Below are 17,428 nucleotides of genomic sequence, written 5' to 3'. Positions count from 1 at the left end.
GAGCCGGCATAGGCGATCCGAGCCGGCGCGGGCCGGCGCGGGCCGGCGCGGGCCGATCCGCTGCACCATCGGCCGACACGGTGTCAGGTCGTTCGTCCGGGTCATTGCCCGCCGCCAATCGTCCGTCCGACGGCGCGCCGGACGGGGTACACGGGCGACCCCTCCGATCATCGGGATACCGCTCAGGGGTCAGTGGCCGGTGGTTCGAGCCCCGTCCAGCCGAGGTCATGCGGTCGACCCCGCTGTCGGCCTGCACGGCCTCGTACGAGCCTCCGTCAGCACCGTCACTGGAGACCGCTGCCATGCGCAAGCCGATGACTCGCCGTTCCGCCGCCCTGTGGGCCGCCGTCGCCCTGTGCCTGGGCACGGGCACGGGCACGGGCACGGGCACGCAGAGCCTCTCGTACGCCGCCACCGGCCGGCCCGGCACCCGGTTACCGGCGGCCGCACGGCCCTCGTCCGCCAGGACCGCGGCGCCTCCCGCACCAACTGCCCGCACGCCGTCGAGCTGGCTCACCCCCTTCACCCCGACGGTCCCCGACCCCAGTACCGCGACGGCCGAGGAACTCGCCGCGGGGGCGGCGGCCGCGGGCTTCCCGTCCGGCCCGATCACCGACCCGCTGGGGCAAGCCGGGCAGCCGATCTCCCGCACCGACGTGATCGCCAGGGCGCAGACCTGGGTGACGGAGGGCGTCCCGTACAGCAAGAGCGTCAAGCACACGGACAGCGGGGGCACTTACCGCACTGACTGCTCCGGCTACATCTCGATGGCCTGGAACCTGCCGTCGAGCGCCGCCGACAACTGGGGCGAGACCACCTGGACGCTTCCGGACTTCGCCACCCGGCTGGACGGCCTGGACGAGTTGCGGGCCGGCGACATGATCGACAAGACGGACCAGCACGTCGTCCTCTTCAAGAAGTGGGCCAATGCGGCACACGCGGCCGCGGTGGTCCTGGAACTGGCCCACAGCGGAACGCACGCCCGGCAGTCGACCTACTCCCGCTCCTTCCTGATCGAGAACAACTTCCTGCCATTCCGGTACGACAAGATCATGGACTCTCCGCCCCCACCGCCCGCTCCACACGGCGCGGTGTGAGACCGGATGCGCTCGGCGGACGGCACCTGGCGGAGCAGGACGGGACTCAGCGACGGCGCCCCGGGCATCATCGCCCTCTGCAGCGCCGCCCTGAGTGACGGAACCCGGCGCGTGGGCACCCCCACTCGGGCTACCGCGAGTAGCCCTTCGACTACGGAAGGGCTACTCGATCAAGTAGGCACTCTTCCCCACGGGCCCTCAACCTGGCTAGCGTGTCATGCGCATGGCCCGCCTCGGTCATGCGTCCGCCGGTCGAAAGGAGGAACCATGTCCGCCGCGCCCGCGTACAACCAGCCAGCTCGCGGCCGAAGAAGACCCGTGAGCCAGGGGTCGCCCCCGCTCACCGCCTTCGGCACAACCGGGTGCAGCCGCTAGCGCGGATGCACCTCCAGGAAGGTCCGCACAGCTGACTCCAGCGCGCCCTCGATCCAGGCCGGCTTCAGGCTGGTGTGCTCACCGGCGAAGTGCACCCGACCCTCGACGGTCCTGGCTGCCGGGTGCAGGTCGTGCACCTGGCCGGGGGTGAACATCACCGCCTCGCCGAGCGCGTAACGGGCCCGGGCCCAGGACTGGGTGGCGCCCACCCCGGTGAACTCGGCACGGACCCGGGGCCCGAACATCCGCTCCATGTCGTTCAGTGCGAAGGCGTACCGCTCGCCCGGCGTCAGCGAGTCCCAGCGCATCGCGTCGTCCGACCATGTGTAGGACGCCAGCACCACGCCGCCCTTCGACCCCTGCGGCGAGTGCGAGGGGAAGTAGGTGAACCGGCTGGCACTGTCCGAGACGCAGCCGCCGCCGGTGAAGCCGGCGCCGCCCTCCTCCCAGAACCGGTTCTTGAACTCCAGCAGCACCTTGGTCGCCGAGTCGTAGTGCAACTCGGTCACCGCACGTCGCTTCTGGTACGACATCAACGGCTCGATGGAACAGAACCGCAGCGCGCTGAACGGGATGGTGACGATGGCGTAGTCACCCTGGAAGACCTCCGTGGGGGCGGTCGGCGCACCGTCGCAGGACTCCTCGTCGCCGCTCTCCGCGGTGGTCTCGATACGCACCCCGCTGTCCGTCTGCACCAGGCGGGTCATCCGGCGGCCCATCCGCAGCTCACCCTTCAGCTGCTCGGCGAGCTTGTCGGTGAGGACGGCAGTGCCGCCCTCCAGTTCCCAGTAGCGGTTGGTCGGGCTGATCACCGCGTGGTCGATCAGCGTCGGCACCAGGGAGTAGTGCAACCGCGACGTCATGTTCTCCAGGGTGCCGGCGGCCTGGATCCGGTTGTCGTCCCACCCGGCCTCCTCGGACAGGAAGCGGCGGGTGGAGTAGTCGGCGTACTTCCGGAAGATGTCCGTCCAGGCGGCCAGCCGGTCGGCGATCGGACCGTCCGGCACCGTGACCTTCTTGAACGCGTCGTTGACGGCCGCCGTGGTGGTGCCGGCCAGATCGGCGCCGAAGGTGCGGTTGATCGCGACCGGGGACTGGGCGTAGGCGGCCCGGGTGCTGCGCGCGCCGTTGACCTGGATCCAGGTGCGGAAGTTGGCCGTGGGCGCCTTGAAGGTGGAGTCGGCCGGCCCGTTGCTCCAGACCTCGCCGGTGAACGAGCGGTGGACCACCGCCGGCACCTCGCCCACCGGCCTGGCACCGGGCGCGACATCGGCGTTGTAGAACAGCCGCCGCTTGACGCCCAGCTTGTCGGCCAGTGCCAGCACCATCGGGTGGAAGTCCGGCAGCCGCATGGCGCCCGCCTCGGCGTGCAGCCGCTTGTCCTCGAAGATGTTCCGGAAGGTCTTCACCCGACCGCCGGTGCGGCTGGCGTTGGCCTCGATCACCACCACCTCGTGCCCGGCCTGCTTGAGCAGGTACGCGGCGGTCATGCCCGCCACCCCGGCACCGACCACCAGGACCTTCTTGCGCGGGGCCCTGGGCGGCAGCTTGCCGTCGATCAGGATCTTCAGGTACTCGAGCGTCAGGTCGCGCCGCTCGTCGTCGCTGACCATCAGCATCTTCCGCGCCAGGTCGCGCGCCTGGTGCTCGTCGGCACCGCGCGGTACGGCCGCCGGCACCGCGGCCGCCGCCCGGCCGGCGAATCCGGCGGTTCCGGCCACGGTGGCCGCGGCGGCCGAACCGAACAGCGTCCGGCGCGAGAGCCCGCCGCGCGGCCGGCTCGCCCCCCGCCGGCCGGTTGACGGATCGGTGGGCAGATCACTGGGCAGGTCCACGGAATCACTCCATCGCATACACACTCGGACAACACCCGGGGCAACGGGAGGAGCGGTCCAAGGTCACGCCGTCGCAAGGCGGTTCACCGGTTCGAGCGGCGACCGGGCCGCGGCCGGGCGGGCCTCACCCGTCCGAGCGATCACCACGGGTGGACCCCGGCCGGCGCCCGGCGGCGTTACGCGCCACGCACCGCGCCGATCGCTACTGTGCGGTTCATGCCCACCCCCACCCCCTCCCTTGAGGTACGCCTGCGCCGCCTTGCCGAACGGCTCGGCACCCGCCACCGGACCCCGATCGAGACCTGGTTCGACTCCGAACGCCGCCGCTGGACCCTGCGGTGGTACGACGGACCCTCGGTGGCCGTGATCAAGACCGAGCTCGCCCGGGTGACGCCCGCAACCTCCCAGGTGCTGGTGCGGCGGGACCTCACCACCCGGGCGCTGGCGCTCGCGGCGATCCGGGAGACCCGCGCGGGAGCGATGCGACGCCGGGTCGGCAGCTGGGGCCAGCGGTACCACCTGGAACAGGTGGTCGGGGACCGGCCGCATCCCGAGCGGGCCGCCGATCCGCGCGAGGAGGCGATGCTGGAGCGGCTGCTCGCCGAGGCCACCACCGGGGACGGGCAGTGGGCGGTGCCGGACGAGAGCCGGGCCTTCGACCTGATCGCCCGCGACGGCATCGCCTGGCTGCTGCCCAGCCACCGCCTCACCGCCCCCGGGGAGCCGGCCGGACTCGCGCTCGACCCACTGGAGCTCCTGACCGCCCGCTATGCGCAGGGCGTACACCGGACCGCCTGGGAGACCGCGCTCACCACCATGCCGCTGCGTGCCGCGATCACCGCCGCCCAGGCCGACCCGGACCCCGACCCGGACACCGCCCGCGCCGCCCTCGCGCTGCTGCCCACCCTCCGCGACCAGCTCACCGTAGAACTCGACACCGTCCAGGCCGCCCTCACCCGCGCGGCCACGGACACCGGAAACACGCCTGCCGAAGCCCACTAGTACTGCAACGGTGCTTGTCGTGACGAGGCTTCAGCTCCCGGGCTGTGGCCTCGTCGCTTGTAGTGGCCGCCAGCCGGCGACTGCGAGGCCCGACGTCCGGGTTCAGGAGGGCGACGTACTCGCGAAGGCGGCCACGACGCCGAAGGCCAGCGGTGGCGGCCGAGGGCCGTGCCCGAGTAGCTGGAGGCCGCCGTGGGGCTCGGCCTACGCCTCCGCCTCCGCCGCTGCCTTGCGCAGCGCCATCTCGGGGTACTCGACGATGTGCAGAACTGAAACAGGAGCGACCGACTGACGAAGGCCATCGTTCTGGTACCAGTTCAGCAGACAGGCAGCGCCAGCGGTTCGGAAACGCGCACCAGCGGCGCATATAGCGTGTCGGCACGGCTGAGCACGAGACCCGAACCTCCAAGCTCATCGCCGGACAGCTTGCGAGCGTCTCGCCTCGCCGAAATCGGACTCGGCAGGGCGAGCCGTGCTCGCAGTCACTCGGGAAGGAGGCGGCGATCGCGGCCTCCCGGCGTACGCGGGTGAGCTGCGGCGCCGGCCCGCCTGCCCACCCCGGGGTTACAGGAGCTGGAGGCAGTCCAGGGCGAGGTAGGCGGCGGCGGTGTCGGTCATCTCGCCCCTGCGGAGCACGGTGGTGCGGAACTCGGGCAGGGGGAGGGTGACGACGTCGATGAACTCGGTGCGATCCGGGGTCGGCTCCGCGACCTTGACGCAATTGGTGGCGAAGAAGGCGATGCGCAGGGCATTGGAGTAGGCGTCGTGCCAGTACGGTCCGGCGGCGTGGAGTTCGCCCTGGTAGCCGGTCTCCTCCAGCAGTTCCCGGGCGATGGCGTCCGCCGCCTGCTCGCCGGGTTCGATGATGCCGCCGGGCAGTTCGTACAGCACACGTGCGGGGCCGGGCCGGTACTGGCGGGCGAGGATGACGCGCCGGTCGGGGGTGAGGGCGAGCACCGCGCCGCCCGGGCGCTCGCGCTTGAGGTAGAACTCCTCCTTTTGTCCGTCGGGCAACTCGAAGTCGACGCGGTCCACGGACCGGCCGAACTTGCTGAACACCGTGGTGCGTTCGATCTCGCGCCACGACGCGGTGGTGTCGGTCATGGCTGGACTGTACGGCTCCGGCCCGGGGCCGGGGTGCCCGTTCCTTCGTCTGCCGGCGGCTGGTCCCTGCTGGAGGGCGGCGGGAGGACCCCGTGAACGAACGGAGCACCACCGACACCACCGCCCGCTACTACTACACCAGCAGTGCCCTTGATGTCCTGCGCCCCGGCTCCACAGCCCATGGCTTTCGGGTTCTTTCCATCGCAGGCGCTACCGCGGCAGCTGTCGGCCGCTGCGGCCATCGGGGTTGCTGACGGTGCGATGAGAGCCAGTGTGGTGAAGGCCAGTCCGGCGGCCGTGGTCGCCAGCGCACGGGAGACAGTCATGGTTCTCCTTCCGAAATACGCCGCAGGGGCCGGGTTCCGACTGCGGTTGTAGAACGTGGATAGCACCTCTGTCACTGGCAGTTGATCCGATCACGCACCCTTCCACCGAATGGTGTACAGACATCAGCGAGGTTTGACGGTGACGAGGAGCAGTCGGGCGTCTGAAGCAGCGACCGTTGCGGCGTACCGAGTGGAGAGCTTGGATGCCGCCGGCCGGGATGGGACTGGGGCTGCCGGTGAGCGTGTGCCACTCGTCCACGTCGGTGTACTGTTCGCTGATCTCGGCCGCGCGCTGGTTGAGTCGGGTGGTGCGGACGGTGAGGTCACCGGTGATAGGGGGCGTGCCTCATATCAGCTGACGGCACGAGAGTTTGGCTCGCCCCGTAGCGCGGTCAAGGCCGCGCTGTAGTCCTGGTCGAGATACAGAGGAGCTTGTTCTGTTTCTTCGTGACGGTGTCCTGGGTTACGGTCAGTGCACCATGCACCAACGGGGGGTGCTTTCGGCTTGGCTATCGAGCTGCCGAGCGAGGTGGAGTCGTTCCTGTCGTTCATCGGGATCAACTGGCCCACGGTGAATGAGGACAAGGTCCGCGAGTACGCCTCGCACGTAAGGGAGTTCGCGGAGAACATCGACTCCGCGCACCGGGATTCGACGGCGACGATCCAGCGGCCGGGCGAGGCATAACAGGGCGCTTCGCACGAGGCGCTGCTCGCCAAGTGGGCGCGTCTGTCGGCCAGTCACATGGATGAGCTGGTGCAGGCCTGCCACACGGTGGCAACTGCGCTGGACGTGGCTGCGGATGTGATCGTCGGGATGAAGGTGGAGGCGATCGGCGAGCTGGTACTGATGGCCGCGGCGTTCGTGGCCGACCAGGCGGCCGCGGTGGCCACCTTCGGTGCGGCGGAGGCCGCGGCGCTGTTGATCGAGGAGGGAGCGAAGAAGCCCGTCAACTACCTGGAGCAGCAGCTGGAGCAGTACATCATCGGGCAGGTGATCGAGGCTGCGGTTGATCCGCTGGTCGAGGTTGTCGGCCGGGCCGTGTCCGGTCTTGTCTTCCAGGCTGCGGAGTCTGCCTTGGGTGTCTTTGGCGGGGGCGGGGTGGTTCGGTTTCCGGATCGACCCGAGTGCGCTGGAGACGCACGCCCAGATGATGCACGACCACGCCGAGACCGTCGCTGGCCATGCGCAAGCGTTTCAGTCCAAAGTCGCGGGGGTGAGCTTCGAGGTGGTCCACACCCAACCGGAGAGGACCACCAACCGTGAACGACACCTACACCCGCTGGGCGATCCGCGTGGCAGCCACCGCTGGCGCCGTAGCCGCGATCGCCGGGGCCTGGGCCTCGATCGCTGGCGCGGTAGCTGCAACTGCTGGCGCCAAAACGGCAGGGGCCGGGGCCAAACGGGCGCTGGCCGCCGCACCCAATCCTCCGGCCGACACCCAGTAGCCCTCCGCGAGCCGATCCCCTTGAGGGCCTGCCCGCGCATAGCCTGAAGCCATGAGCAGCTACCACGGCCCGGCCGTCGTCATCCACGGCGGCGTGGAGATCCCCGTCGAGGCGGACCTCCACGCCGAACACCCCGCCGGGGACCTGTTCACCTGGCGGGGCACTATCCAGGCCGTAGCAAGCACCGATCGGGACGCCGAGATCTGGGCGCTGCCAGCTAGCCATGGGGGCATCCTGCGGCTGCCCGGCGGCCGGGAGGGTCATTTCACGGCTACTGGGAATGCGATTGGCGAGGGCCGACTGGAGATCAAGGGCAGCGGTACCGAACCATTCTGACGAACAGCTCCATTGCGTGGGATCCCCCCAGGGCGCCCGTACGACAGCCGCCGTGCCGAACGCTCTGCCTCTCCCCGACGACCTGGTCGAACTCCACCGCGCTACCACCGCTGCAGAGCTGGCGGTCGGCGAGTACTGCGCGACGGTGCAGGCCCACCGCCGAGAGTTGCACCCGGATGATGTCATCGCTCGCGCGCCGTGGGACGAGGAGGAGACCGCCGAGCTCGGCCAGCTGCGGGACGCGTACCTGGAGGCGACTCTCGCGGTGCGTGCGCATCCGTTGTGGGAGCTGGCTCGCGTCGAGGCGTGTCATGCGCAGACGTGGCAGGCGTTGATCGACGCCCTGAAGGAGCCGGCCGCGGCCTGAACGGGCCCTCCGAGTCTCAACTCCAGGTTTCCGCATGGATGGGTACTCGGTATCCCATCCACGCGGGGCCCGGTTCTGCTTCCCGGGTCGTCCGAGCTGGCGCACGGTCCAGCCCGCGGCGTGCCAGAGACCGGGGGCGAGGGTGGTGCGGCAGTCGACCAACAGCGGGTTGGCGGGATGGCCTACCAGGGCCTGCGGGTCGGTTTGCTGGTACTCGGGCCACTCGGTGGCCAGGACGACCAATTTTCGCCGCCGCATGCGGGATGCCGAGGTGACCACAGCCAATCACGGATAGACGCATTGCAGGTCCTTGTCTGGTCGGGGAGCACGCCGCACTCGGCGCGCTCCCCGACGCTCTCGGTTCTGGAACTGGCCCACGGCGGGCCGGAGTTCGCTCAGACTCCTACCGCCCCTGTCCTCCGCGCGAACTCCCGAACCCCCGACAGCGGTGCTGGCCTGTACAGCAGGTCGGCGGTCATCGCCCGCAGCGCTGGGCGGCGGACCTCTTCCGGGGCGGCCTGCTCGACCATGCGAAGCGCCGTGAACGTCCGTCGTGGATCGTCCAGTTGGTGCCACATGCGGGCTACGTCGGTTCCAAGGCGGGCGCGACGCTCCGCGGTCGGCAGCGCCCGGGGGTTGATACGGGCGGCATGCTGGACGCCTTCGTCCGGGGTGCCGAGCGCGTTGTTCACGCCGATCCAGTACAGGTGCAGTTGCTCGGAGGTGGCGTCCACTGTGAACAGCCGCTGGCCCGGGCCGGTTTGGAGGCCGGTGACCGTCTGCTCGGCGCAAGCCATGAGGTCCAGTGCGTCCGCGCGGTGGTGGCCGCAGGCAGCGGTGTAGGCGGCGGTCATCAGCAGGCTCGCCCCGACCGCCCGCGGTTCTACCCCGCGCTGCTCGATGAGGGGCTGTGCGATGCGGCGGAGGAGGTCGATGGCCGCGTCGGTGCGTCCTGCGCGGCGCATCGTGATGGCAAGCACCCTGGCCGCCTCGCCAGTGACGACCGGGTCGCCGGAGGCCCGCGCCGCGGTGAGGGCCCGGTCTGCTGCTACCCAGGCGATGTCCGCGTGCTGTTTGAGGGCGAGCTCGGCGGCAAGGACGTAGGCGCGGGCCGCTGCGGCGTGGACCTGTTCCCCGGCCGTGCCGGTGGCTGTGCTGCGGGTAGCCTCGGCAGTACCGATCAGCGCGGGTAGCCGCTGCCCGAGGGCCTGGTAGCGGGCTGCCCGGAAGTCGGCCCCGGCCGCCGCCAGGTCTGCGCGGAGGTCGTCCCCGGAGGACGGTTCTGCTTCGGCGGGATGGAACAGCGCCTGCTCCAGTGCCCTGTCGGATCCGGCGCGTCAGCCGGTGGATTGGCTGCGGCACACACGTCACCGAGGTGGACACGCGGGCGTTCCGCTACGACCTCGCCGCTCTCGCCCAGGCTGTGAAGGCCCAGCGCGGCCGCACGATGGCCGTGGTCGCCTACGCTGGGGACTCCCGTACCCAGACCGTGGACCGGCTGCGCGCGGTCGCCGAGACGGTGCGCGAGCACGACTCGGACGTGTGGCTGCATCTGGATGCTTGCTGGGGCCTGATGTGCGCGCTTACCCCGCGCCTGACCCATCTGCTGGACGGCCTGGAGCTGTTCGACTCGGTGACCGTGGACCCGCACAAGGTTCTCAACGTCCCCTACGGCATCTCCGCGCTGCTGCTGCCGCGCGATGGTCCGAGAAGAACCTCGACGGTGCAGACACCATCGTCCTCGCCAGCTGGTTCCGGTTCATCGACGAAGACCTGGACGATGGCCCGCACTACGAGGCTGGCCTGGTACTCGCGATTGCGTGACCCCTACCCTCGGCGCAACTGCGGGCTTGACCGGCAGAACGGCCTGAGGTGGCTTCTGACGCTCGATCACATCCTCGCGCGGCAACTGGGCATCCATGCCGCAAAAACGCCGGACAGGCCCTGCCAGGGTCCAGAACGAGTCCGCAACTCCCCCACGCCGCCCACGGTTCGTATGGGCGGCCGGCAAGCCCCGCCGATCATTGACAGGTAACTGTCAATGACGCTTGGCTCGGAGCACTGATCAACAACCCACAGGGAGACTCATGAAGCTCAAGTCCGTTGTCGCCGCTGTCACCGGGCTGGTCCTGGGCGCGGCGCTGCGTCGCCATAGTCTCCACTCCAACCCGGCGAACCATACCGGTCAGAGCAACTGGCTGCCGCGCTCGGCTCACAGCGTCGCGGCATAGGCCGCCGCGTCCGCGTCAAGCTCGGCGCGGGTGGCCGAGAGCACGCGGACCTCGCCACCGGCGCGGGCGGCCAGGGCGGCGCGGAGACGGGAGATACGGAGGGCGCCCATGTAGGCGGGAAGGTCTGCCGGGGCGACCCAGGCAGCGTCGCGGACCTCGTCCGGCTGGAGGCGCAGCGACGGATGGGGGAGCGGGACCGTGCCCAGATCGAAGTAGAACTGGACGCCTGGCATGTTCGGCAGGTCGCTGCCGTCGCCCCTGGCCCAGGCGATGTGGAGCAGTCGCCCGGCCTCTAGGCGCAGCCCCGTCTCCTCCACGAGCTCCCGCTCCGCGGCCTGCTCCGGCGTCTCGCCGGGGTCGATCACACCGCCGGGACAGCCCCACGGCTCACGGTTGAAGCTGCGTACCAGCAGAACCCGGCCGTCCGGGTCGGTGACGACGCAGGAGACTGCGGGGAAAGCGCGGGCGATACCGGAGAGGTAGGCGGGGACCTCCGCGGATCCAGGTTGTGACACCGTCAGGACTCCTTGCATAGTTCGTTGCTCGCGTATGTCTTTAGATTCCGGAGACGCTGCAAGAGGCGCAGCTGGTTCGCCGGCTACCCGACTGCGTATCGTTAAGGGCTGTCCCGTAACTGACCTCTGAGATGGCCCCCCGGGTTCTGCCGACGGTCAGCCGCCAGGACGATCGAGGGGTGGCTCTCGTGGGGGATGCCGATCGTGCGTGCAGCCGACGCACTGTCGTTGAGGTTCGGTGATGGTGGGGGTCATGCCGATCACACGTCTCGCCCTGCCGCTCGGCGACACCGAGCGCCCCGTCCCGGTCTGGGCCCTCCGGCTTGCCAAAGCCCTCCCGTTCGTCGTGCTGCCGCACTGCCTGTGGCGACTGCCGTTCGCCGTCGACTTCCAGATGGGCATGATCGATCCGAACCGCCCGACTATGCCCTGGTGGGCGCCGGCCTACGTCGTCGGGCTCAGTGTGCTCACCGAGGCGCTGTGCCTGCTGACCACTGGGCTGGTGGCCGGCTGGGGTGAGGTGGTGCCGCGCTGGGTGCCGTTCGTCGGCGGCCGGCGGGTGGCGCCGCTCGCGGCGGTGATCCCGGCGGTCCTGGGCGGCCTGGCCCTGGTGGCGATGTTCGACCTCTACCCACTCGCATGGGCGGGCGTCCTGCCCGAGGTGGGGTACAGCAACGGATGGTGGATGGCCCTGGCCCGGGTATGCATCAGCCCGGCGATGCTGTGGGGGCCGATCGTGCTGGCCCTGGCCTGGGCCTACTACCGGCGGCGCCGACCTGCCTGGGCCGCAGCACGGTGGCCGTGATCGCCCGGCTCCCGGCAAAGGAGGGTGAGATGATCTCGCGGTGGCTGGTGTGATCACGGCATCGGAGCCGTCCTAACTCCAGTGTGACTTGGTGATCTACGCGCTTGTGCCCCGTCGCCGGGAAGCTGGCCAGTGAGCGGTCGAGTTGGCCAATTGAGCGGTCGCAGGACGTTCACGGAGTCCATGCTCGAGCTGCCGTGTCGATCCGGCCGATGCGGAGTTGGTCGCCGTAGGTGTTGAGCGAGCGCCGTTGCTCCACAGTGCCGGTCGCGTGTGTCCGGCGGGGTGTTGGAAGTCTGCCGGTGGTGAAGGCGATCTATCAGCGATCTGTGGGTAGCACGGTGTGTCATTGGCCGGGTTGGCGTCGCCGACCACGCACCGCCCCAAGCCGAAGGAGTCTCTCGTCATGTCTTCCGTGTATCTGAGCCGGCCGTGGGACGTTCACCGGCTTCCCTCCGCCGCAGGCAAGTCCTTCCTGGTCACCGGGGGCAACGCTGGGATCGGCTACTTCGTCGCGGAACAGCTCGCCGGGACCGGGGCCGTCGTGGTGCTCGGGAGTCGGGACCGGGAGAGGGCCTCCGCCGCCATGGCCTCGATCCGCTCGCGTGTCCCCTGCGCGCAACTGCGCCACCTCCAGCTGGACCTCGCCGACCTGGCATCCGTACGGACCGTCACGGACGAACTCGGACTCGACCGCCTCGACGCGGTGGTCCACAACGCCGGTGTCGCGCTCGACGATCCACCGCGGCGCACAACGAAGGACGGTCACGAGCTGATGTTCGGGATCAACCACCTGGGGCACGTCGCGCTGACCCGAGGCCTGGCGCCTCTGCTGTCCGCGGCGCCCGCGGCCCGGATCGTGACGGTGGGGAGCTTCGCGGCGCGCTCCGAGCGACTGGACCCGGAGGACCTCCAGTCGGTGCGGGACTACCGACCCAAGCGCGCCTACGGCCGGTCGAAGTTGGCGCAGATGTCCTTCGCCTTCGAGCTCGACCGCCGCCTGCGCGCCCGTAGCAGCACCGTGCTCAGCCTGGTGGCCCATCCCGGCGGCGCCCTGGATTCCCTGACCCCGCCCCGTGCGGGCGTGCATGCGACAGCCCTCGGCACGCGGTTGCGCGGCGTGCCCGCCAGGCTGCTGCTCCAGGGCAAGGACTGCGGGGCGTGGCCGATCGTCCGGGCCGTCCTGGACCCGCAGGTGCGCGGAGGACAGCTGTGGGGGCCCAAGGCCTTCGGCCTGCGCGGCACACCGCGGCTGGAGTCGGTCCGCGCCCACATGACCGATCCCGCCCTTGCCGCGCGCCTGTGGGACGCCAGCTGCGACGGGGCTGGCGTCGAGCCCCACCTGGCCCTCCTGTAGACGCGGCTCACCACGCGCGCCCCAGCCGACGCCCGCAAGAAGGCCGCCACGGTCCTCCACGCCAGCGACGCGTACTACCAGGACGAGTTCAACAAGGGTGTCGATGTCGTCACCGCCCGCGGCACTGACGGCAGCTTCGACGCCTTCCACACCTGGTACCAGAAAGCCGCCACCGACTCGCAGGCCGGCATCGACGCGTTCAAGCAAGCCGGCAGTTACTTCGACGCGAGCGACGAGCCGCCGTCGATCAGCGACTGGCGGGACGACAACGGCACTCTCGCCGCTGACGTCGCGGGCCTCGCGAATGACGGGCTGGACGTGGGCGGCCCGGAGGACGCGAAGGCCCGGCGGAAGGTCAGGGAGGACATCGCCATTGAGCCCGCGCAGCTTCCGATCGCTGGTCACCGCTTTGCCTCGCGAGGGCGCCGAAGCGGTACGGCGGGGCCGGTCGCCGCAACGAGGTTGCCTGTGCCTCCCCAGGTCAGGCGCCGCCGGTAGTACGAGATCGTGACGACCACGAGCAGTGGTCCCCCATCGTCACATCAGGGCCCGACAACCACACTGGGCGATCGAGGCTCCGGCGGACCGAGAGAGCGTCAGCGGCGCACCTGGTCGTGCCCTCGTGGCCGAGCGCACTCAGAGACGATTCGCCTCACTCCACGCGTTGAACGCAATCGCCCAAGCCGCCACATCCTGCGCCTTGCCCGGCTTCACCTTCACCGTGGCCGTGTCGCCGTCGGCGCCGACTAGCACGACGGTGAGCTCGCCGGTCTTCTTTCTCGCTGCCAGCGCGAACGGCCCGATCAGTGCCAGCCGGGTTATCGTGATGCGTTTGCCGGTGTTGTCCAGGGTCTGGACGCTGGCGCCAGCCACAGGGGTGCGCCAGGTCTTCCAGCCTTGCACGGCGGTGAGGTTGCCGTCGGAGTCGAGGTGGATCCCGCAGCCGAAGGGCGGTTTCGGTGGTTTGACCATGCACGGTAGTGTCGGGCCCCGCCGTCGCTGGCGGGGCCACTGTGACCGCATCGTTGTCATCGGGGACCCTCCCGACAGGTGATGTACCCAAATGCTTTCTGATGACAGATCATCAGGTTTGCTGATGTAGCGCCCGCCCAGTAAAGCTCCAGGTCCGTCGACCGTCGGCCGATCGCGCATTCCAGCCCGCCCGAGATACCTCCGCCCGGATCGGCCGTCCCTGGCGTACGGCAACGCCCCGCTGGTTCACGGCGGGGCACGGCCGTGCAGCGGCCAGTCGGCCGACAGGCCGGGCGTCCCATTGGGCCGACACTGCGTCAGCAGCAGCTTCCCCCGTTACCGCCGTCCTTCTGGACCAGCGGGGCAGGCGCCGGAGCGGTGTACTTCTCGAACTCCTCGGCGGCCTGCTCCAAGAGGAGGTCTCGCGGATCTGCCAGAAGGGCGGCAAGATCGCGGAGGGCGGAATTGTTGGGGCGCCGTGTGTTGATCACCGTGAGGCCCCCGTCGCGGCCGATGTCTCCCCGGGGCCGGTTGGTCAGCGCCGAACGTAGAAGGTGGCCGTGTCGCGGTTGCCAAGCCAGCGCAGTGTCAGCGGGCACCGGGAGAGCGGGCGCCAACGGGCTGCAAGCTCGGTGAAGAAGGACTCATCGGCGCAGATCCCGCCAGCACCGTCGCCGAGGTAGAACAGGCCGGGGCCCTGGTAGGCGCGCAGGGTGTCGGCGGCCATCGGGTCACGGTGCGGGGGCCAGAGCAGCGCCAGCACCCGCTCGGGGTGTGCGGCGGCGTCCTCGGCGGCCCGGCCCGGACGGACCTCGGTGAACTGGAAGCGGTCGGTCCAGCCGTTGTGCTCGGCGCGTGCCTCGGCGTCGGTGGCCAGGACGTCGACGCCCCGGGCGCGCAGCAGCCACGCCCAGTAGCCGCTGCCCGCGCCGACCTCCAGCAGGCCGCGCCCGTCGAGGCAGTCGCCGATCCACTCCAGGGCGGTGCGCGAGGCCAGCGCCCAGCTGTAGATGCGGGAGAGCTCCTGGCGCCGGGGGAGCGGCGGTCCCAACTCCGCGGGCAGGTGGTCAAAAACGTCGATCACGGGCGCCCGGGAAGTACCGTGGCGCAGCGCGGGATACCAGAGCAGCGGGACCATCTGGGGGTTCTGTGCGGCGAATTCGACGTCCTGCTCGGGCAGCAGTTCGCCGAGCGGCCGGAACGGCCGGCCCCATCCGGCGTGGTGCAGCTCGGGGCGGGAGGCCCAGAGCCGGACCAGCCGCTCGGCGGTTTCGGCGATGAGCCGGACGGCGGGGTCGCCCGCCTTGGCACCGGACCGGTCGCAGGACTGCCCGGCCGGCGCCGTGCCGTTGGGGGTGGGGCTCACGGGGTCTGCTGCCAAGGGGGCTGCCTTGCCTGAGCACACGTCAGGAGCCGTTCATGGTCCGCTGGTTGCGGTCAGGGCGGTGGTGGCGACTCATTGCACGTAGCCGTGGTCCGGGACGACCAACCTGTCGGTGGTGTCCGTGGGCTGGGTGTCCGCGACCGCAGGGTCCGGGAGTGCCATGTGGGCCTCGACCACGATGCCGTGGGACGAGGTGGGCAGCGCTCCCGTGCTCACTCCCACGGCCGCGGCGGCGGCGAGGGCCGCAGTGGCGGCGCCGATCAAGACACTGTGACGATTACTCAGCTCCATGGCATAGCCTCCGGGTTGGGGAATTACCTCGGGCAGCGTAGCCAGGAAGATCATTTCGATCAATCTGTTTTGATCACGCGCGACCCTGCCCGGCCGGTCGGGCAGGGCGCCGGACGCGCCCGCACAGTGCAGTGTGCGGGCGCGTCAGGTGTCAACGCGGGTTCAGCGGTGCAGCATGAGCCAGGCACTCTGGCCGCCGCACCCGCTCGCCCGGTAGGTGGCGCTGCGGAAGCCGACCGGGATGGGCGAGCCGGGGCAGGCCCACAGACCGGCCCTGACGGCTATCTGGCTGCATAGGATCCCCGGATGGCAGTCACCAGTTACCTCCTACAAGGGCCGCGAGTGGCCATACGCCACGTCCGCCGCCAGGACTACGACGAGCTCACAGTGCTCGCCCAAGAGAGCGCCGAAATGCTTCGCCGCTGGCTGGGCGCCCGCGAGGACACGGTCGAAGCATTCGAGACGGGTTCTCCGGGGCGTCGCGCCTGCGGTGGTCCTGCCGCCCGTGACCTGTTCCCCGACGTTCAGCCGCGCTTCCTGTGCTTCGTCCTGCAAGCGGATTAGTACTCTGGTGTGCAGTTTCGCGACGGCCCAGGGCGACGACGGCCAGTACTGCACGCCTGACGCAGGCGGCGGCCGCGAGATGATCAAGGGTTGTGTGGACTCCTGGAGATCGTGCGGTGGCCGCGGGCCATGGCGTAGTGCCTGCCCGATGGCAGGTGATGTTCGACCAGCTGATGGGCCGTGTCGCGGACCGGTTCACGCGAGTGCGGCCTCACCAGGACGAGCACACGAAGGACCCGGCCCGGCAAGGTGCTTGCCGGGCCGGGTCCGAGTTCAGGCGGTGGCGGTGCGCCGTTCGAGGCGGGTCCTCCGCGAGGAGACGGTCAGTACCAGAGCTGGTTGTCCTGCCCGGCGCAGGTGGCCAGGGTCACGCGGGAGCCGTCAACGTTGCCGGGAACGGTCAGGCACAGGGTCCAGTTGGTCTTGCTCCGCAGCATGGCCGACGAGTAACCCGCGGGGCGGTCGATGTACCACTGCTGGTCGTCGTGGCCGTTGCAGTTCCACTGGGTCGCATCGCCGGAGTAGATGCCCAGGCACTCGCTGTTGCCGTTCTGAAGCTGGTAGTAGCCGCCACCGGTACCGGTCAACTCCCAGTTCTGGTCGGCGTTGCCGTTACAGCCCCAGATGACGGCGGCCGTGCCGTCGAAGGGGACGTTCCCGTAGACACCAAGACACTTGCCCGTGGCCACACTGTGCTGCGAGCCGCTGACGAGGGCCGAGGCGGAAGGTGCGTTGACGAGCGCGGCACCGGCCGCGAGCATGAGGCCCGCGGCGGTGGCGGCGATCCGAGTCAGAGCCTTGGTCATTTCGGTGAACCCTTCAGCCGATGCCGGAAAACGCGGCAGCCCCTGCCGGGAACAGCCGCAGGAGTTACCTCGATGCCCGGAAGCTACCTCAAGGAGATGCGCTCGCAATACCTTCACGATTGCACGGATGGGGCCGCATTACGTTCACCAGTGCACAGTCCTCGCAGCCGACCTGGCAGCTCTGCACGGACCTTCAACGCCTGGCTGCCTACCAAACTTGCCATCCTCCGCGCGTTGAGCACCGCAGCAGCACCAGCGGGATGATGCACCGCATGACCGACTGCACCGCGACCGGCAGCATCACCCTCAACGGCTAGTCCATCATCATCTGCAACCTGCCACCCCACGACGGCGACCAGCACCACGACATCGTCCACGGCGACTGGACCAGCAGCGCGGAGCAGTAGACCGCCACCGCCACCCCCACTGATAAATCCGATGAACTGTCACCCCAGCGGAGTACATTGGGCGTTGTCCAGGTGCGAAGGCCGGGGTTACTTCCATTGGTAATGGGGTTGCCGCGGGTTCGAGTCCCGCCCGGTCGCAGACCGGTAGCTCAGCTGGCAGAGCGCCTACGTCTCCTCAGTCGAACTTGACCTCTGGACAAACAACTTC

18 protein-coding genes and 1 tRNA gene are annotated in these 17,428 nt (G+C 69.8%); 11 read left to right on the top strand and 8 right to left on the bottom strand.

Going from position 1 to position 17,428, the window contains the following annotated elements; genetic code table 11:
- The first annotated feature begins 314 nt into the window (after nucleotides 1–314).
- A complete protein-coding gene (locus ACWDAK_RS31825) occupies nucleotides 315–1,097 on the top strand; it encodes a hypothetical protein (protein ID WP_449806519.1) in 783 nt (260 codons plus the stop codon).
- A gap of 371 nt (nucleotides 1,098–1,468) precedes the next feature.
- Here ACWDAK_RS31825 and ACWDAK_RS31820 read toward each other — a convergent pair whose 3' ends face one another.
- Entirely contained in the window at nucleotides 1,469–3,307 is a 1,839-nt protein-coding gene (locus ACWDAK_RS31820) for a flavin monoamine oxidase family protein (RefSeq protein ID WP_427395482.1), read from the bottom strand.
- A 216-nt stretch (nucleotides 3,308–3,523) separates the two neighbouring features.
- Here ACWDAK_RS31820 and ACWDAK_RS31815 point away from each other — a divergent pair, with 216 nt between their 5' ends.
- Nucleotides 3,524–4,309, top strand: a complete 786-nt coding sequence (locus ACWDAK_RS31815) for a hypothetical protein (protein ID WP_344636740.1) — start codon at nucleotides 3,524–3,526, stop codon at nucleotides 4,307–4,309.
- 564 nt (nucleotides 4,310–4,873) lie between these two features.
- On the opposite strand, the gene ACWDAK_RS31810 is transcribed toward ACWDAK_RS31815, so the two are convergent.
- Nucleotides 4,874–5,413: an NUDIX hydrolase gene (locus ACWDAK_RS31810; RefSeq protein WP_344636739.1), complete on the bottom strand. Its 540-nt coding sequence runs from the start codon at nucleotides 5,411–5,413 to the stop codon at nucleotides 4,874–4,876.
- Between the two features lie 831 nt (nucleotides 5,414–6,244).
- Here ACWDAK_RS31810 and ACWDAK_RS31805 point away from each other — a divergent pair.
- From ACWDAK_RS31805 to ACWDAK_RS31790, 4 genes are all read left to right on the top strand, one after another.
- A complete protein-coding gene (locus ACWDAK_RS31805; RefSeq protein ID WP_344636738.1) occupies nucleotides 6,245–6,424 on the top strand; it encodes a hypothetical protein in 180 nt (59 codons plus the stop codon).
- A 57-nt stretch (nucleotides 6,425–6,481) separates the two neighbouring features.
- Entirely contained in the window at nucleotides 6,482–7,003 is a 522-nt protein-coding gene (locus ACWDAK_RS31800; protein WP_427395481.1) for a hypothetical protein, read from the top strand.
- A 233-nt stretch (nucleotides 7,004–7,236) separates the two neighbouring features.
- Nucleotides 7,237–7,521 carry a hypothetical protein gene (locus tag ACWDAK_RS31795; protein WP_344636736.1) on the top strand — a complete coding sequence of 95 codons (285 nt, stop codon included), beginning with the start codon at nucleotides 7,237–7,239 and terminating at the stop codon, nucleotides 7,519–7,521.
- A 52-nt stretch (nucleotides 7,522–7,573) separates the two neighbouring features.
- Nucleotides 7,574–7,888, top strand: a complete 315-nt coding sequence (locus ACWDAK_RS31790) for a hypothetical protein (protein WP_427395480.1) — start codon at nucleotides 7,574–7,576, stop codon at nucleotides 7,886–7,888.
- A 395-nt stretch (nucleotides 7,889–8,283) separates the two neighbouring features.
- Here ACWDAK_RS31790 and ACWDAK_RS31785 read toward each other — a convergent pair whose 3' ends face one another.
- Entirely contained in the window at nucleotides 8,284–8,868 is a 585-nt protein-coding gene (locus tag ACWDAK_RS31785; protein ID WP_449806518.1) for a hypothetical protein, read from the bottom strand.
- Nucleotides 8,869–9,263: 395 nt separating this feature from the next.
- On the opposite strand from ACWDAK_RS31785, the gene ACWDAK_RS31780 reads away from it, so the two are divergent.
- On the top strand, nucleotides 9,264–9,923 hold the full coding sequence (locus tag ACWDAK_RS31780) for a pyridoxal-dependent decarboxylase (RefSeq protein WP_427395478.1): 660 nt from the start codon (nucleotides 9,264–9,266) through the stop codon (nucleotides 9,921–9,923).
- Between the two features lie 177 nt (nucleotides 9,924–10,100).
- Here the strand turns inward: ACWDAK_RS31780 and ACWDAK_RS31775 are convergent, their stop codons facing one another.
- Complete coding sequence (locus ACWDAK_RS31775; protein ID WP_427395477.1) at nucleotides 10,101–10,634, bottom strand: NUDIX domain-containing protein; 534 nt, start codon at nucleotides 10,632–10,634, stop codon at nucleotides 10,101–10,103.
- A 253-nt stretch (nucleotides 10,635–10,887) separates the two neighbouring features.
- On the opposite strand from ACWDAK_RS31775, the gene ACWDAK_RS31770 reads away from it, so the two are divergent.
- Nucleotides 10,888–11,439, top strand: a complete 552-nt coding sequence (locus tag ACWDAK_RS31770; RefSeq protein WP_427395476.1) for a hypothetical protein — start codon at nucleotides 10,888–10,890, stop codon at nucleotides 11,437–11,439.
- Nucleotides 11,440–11,845: 406 nt separating this feature from the next.
- A complete protein-coding gene (locus tag ACWDAK_RS31765) occupies nucleotides 11,846–12,796 on the top strand; it encodes an SDR family NAD(P)-dependent oxidoreductase (RefSeq protein ID WP_427395475.1) in 951 nt (316 codons plus the stop codon).
- 636 nt (nucleotides 12,797–13,432) lie between these two features.
- On the opposite strand, the gene ACWDAK_RS31760 is transcribed toward ACWDAK_RS31765, so the two are convergent.
- The 3 genes from ACWDAK_RS31760 to ACWDAK_RS31750 form a co-directional block, all read right to left on the bottom strand.
- Complete coding sequence (locus ACWDAK_RS31760) at nucleotides 13,433–13,768, bottom strand: hypothetical protein (protein WP_344636729.1); 336 nt, start codon at nucleotides 13,766–13,768, stop codon at nucleotides 13,433–13,435.
- A gap of 535 nt (nucleotides 13,769–14,303) precedes the next feature.
- Nucleotides 14,304–15,149 (bottom strand): hypothetical protein, encoded by an 846-nt coding sequence (locus tag ACWDAK_RS31755; RefSeq protein WP_449806517.1) that lies wholly within the window; start codon nucleotides 15,147–15,149, stop codon nucleotides 14,304–14,306.
- A gap of 75 nt (nucleotides 15,150–15,224) precedes the next feature.
- Nucleotides 15,225–15,497, bottom strand: coding sequence for a hypothetical protein (locus tag ACWDAK_RS31750; protein ID WP_427395473.1), 273 nt, complete (start codon nucleotides 15,495–15,497; stop codon nucleotides 15,225–15,227).
- A 288-nt stretch (nucleotides 15,498–15,785) separates the two neighbouring features.
- Here ACWDAK_RS31750 and ACWDAK_RS31745 point away from each other — a divergent pair, with 288 nt between their 5' ends.
- On the top strand, nucleotides 15,786–16,007 hold the full coding sequence (locus ACWDAK_RS31745; RefSeq protein WP_449806516.1) for a hypothetical protein: 222 nt from the start codon (nucleotides 15,786–15,788) through the stop codon (nucleotides 16,005–16,007).
- A 323-nt stretch (nucleotides 16,008–16,330) separates the two neighbouring features.
- Here the strand turns inward: ACWDAK_RS31745 and ACWDAK_RS31740 are convergent, their stop codons facing one another.
- Entirely contained in the window at nucleotides 16,331–16,813 is a 483-nt protein-coding gene (locus tag ACWDAK_RS31740; protein ID WP_344636726.1) for an RICIN domain-containing protein, read from the bottom strand.
- A gap of 486 nt (nucleotides 16,814–17,299) precedes the next feature.
- Between ACWDAK_RS31740 and ACWDAK_RS31735 the strand changes: the two genes are divergently transcribed.
- Nucleotides 17,300–17,357 (top strand) — tRNA-Ser (locus ACWDAK_RS31735).
- Nucleotides 17,358–17,428: the final 71 nt, after the last annotated feature.

This window comes from Kitasatospora sp. NPDC001175 (genome assembly GCF_053598215.1).
The sequence above is the reverse complement of the archived record's forward strand: the minus strand, read 5'-3'. Positions and strand labels throughout refer to the sequence as shown.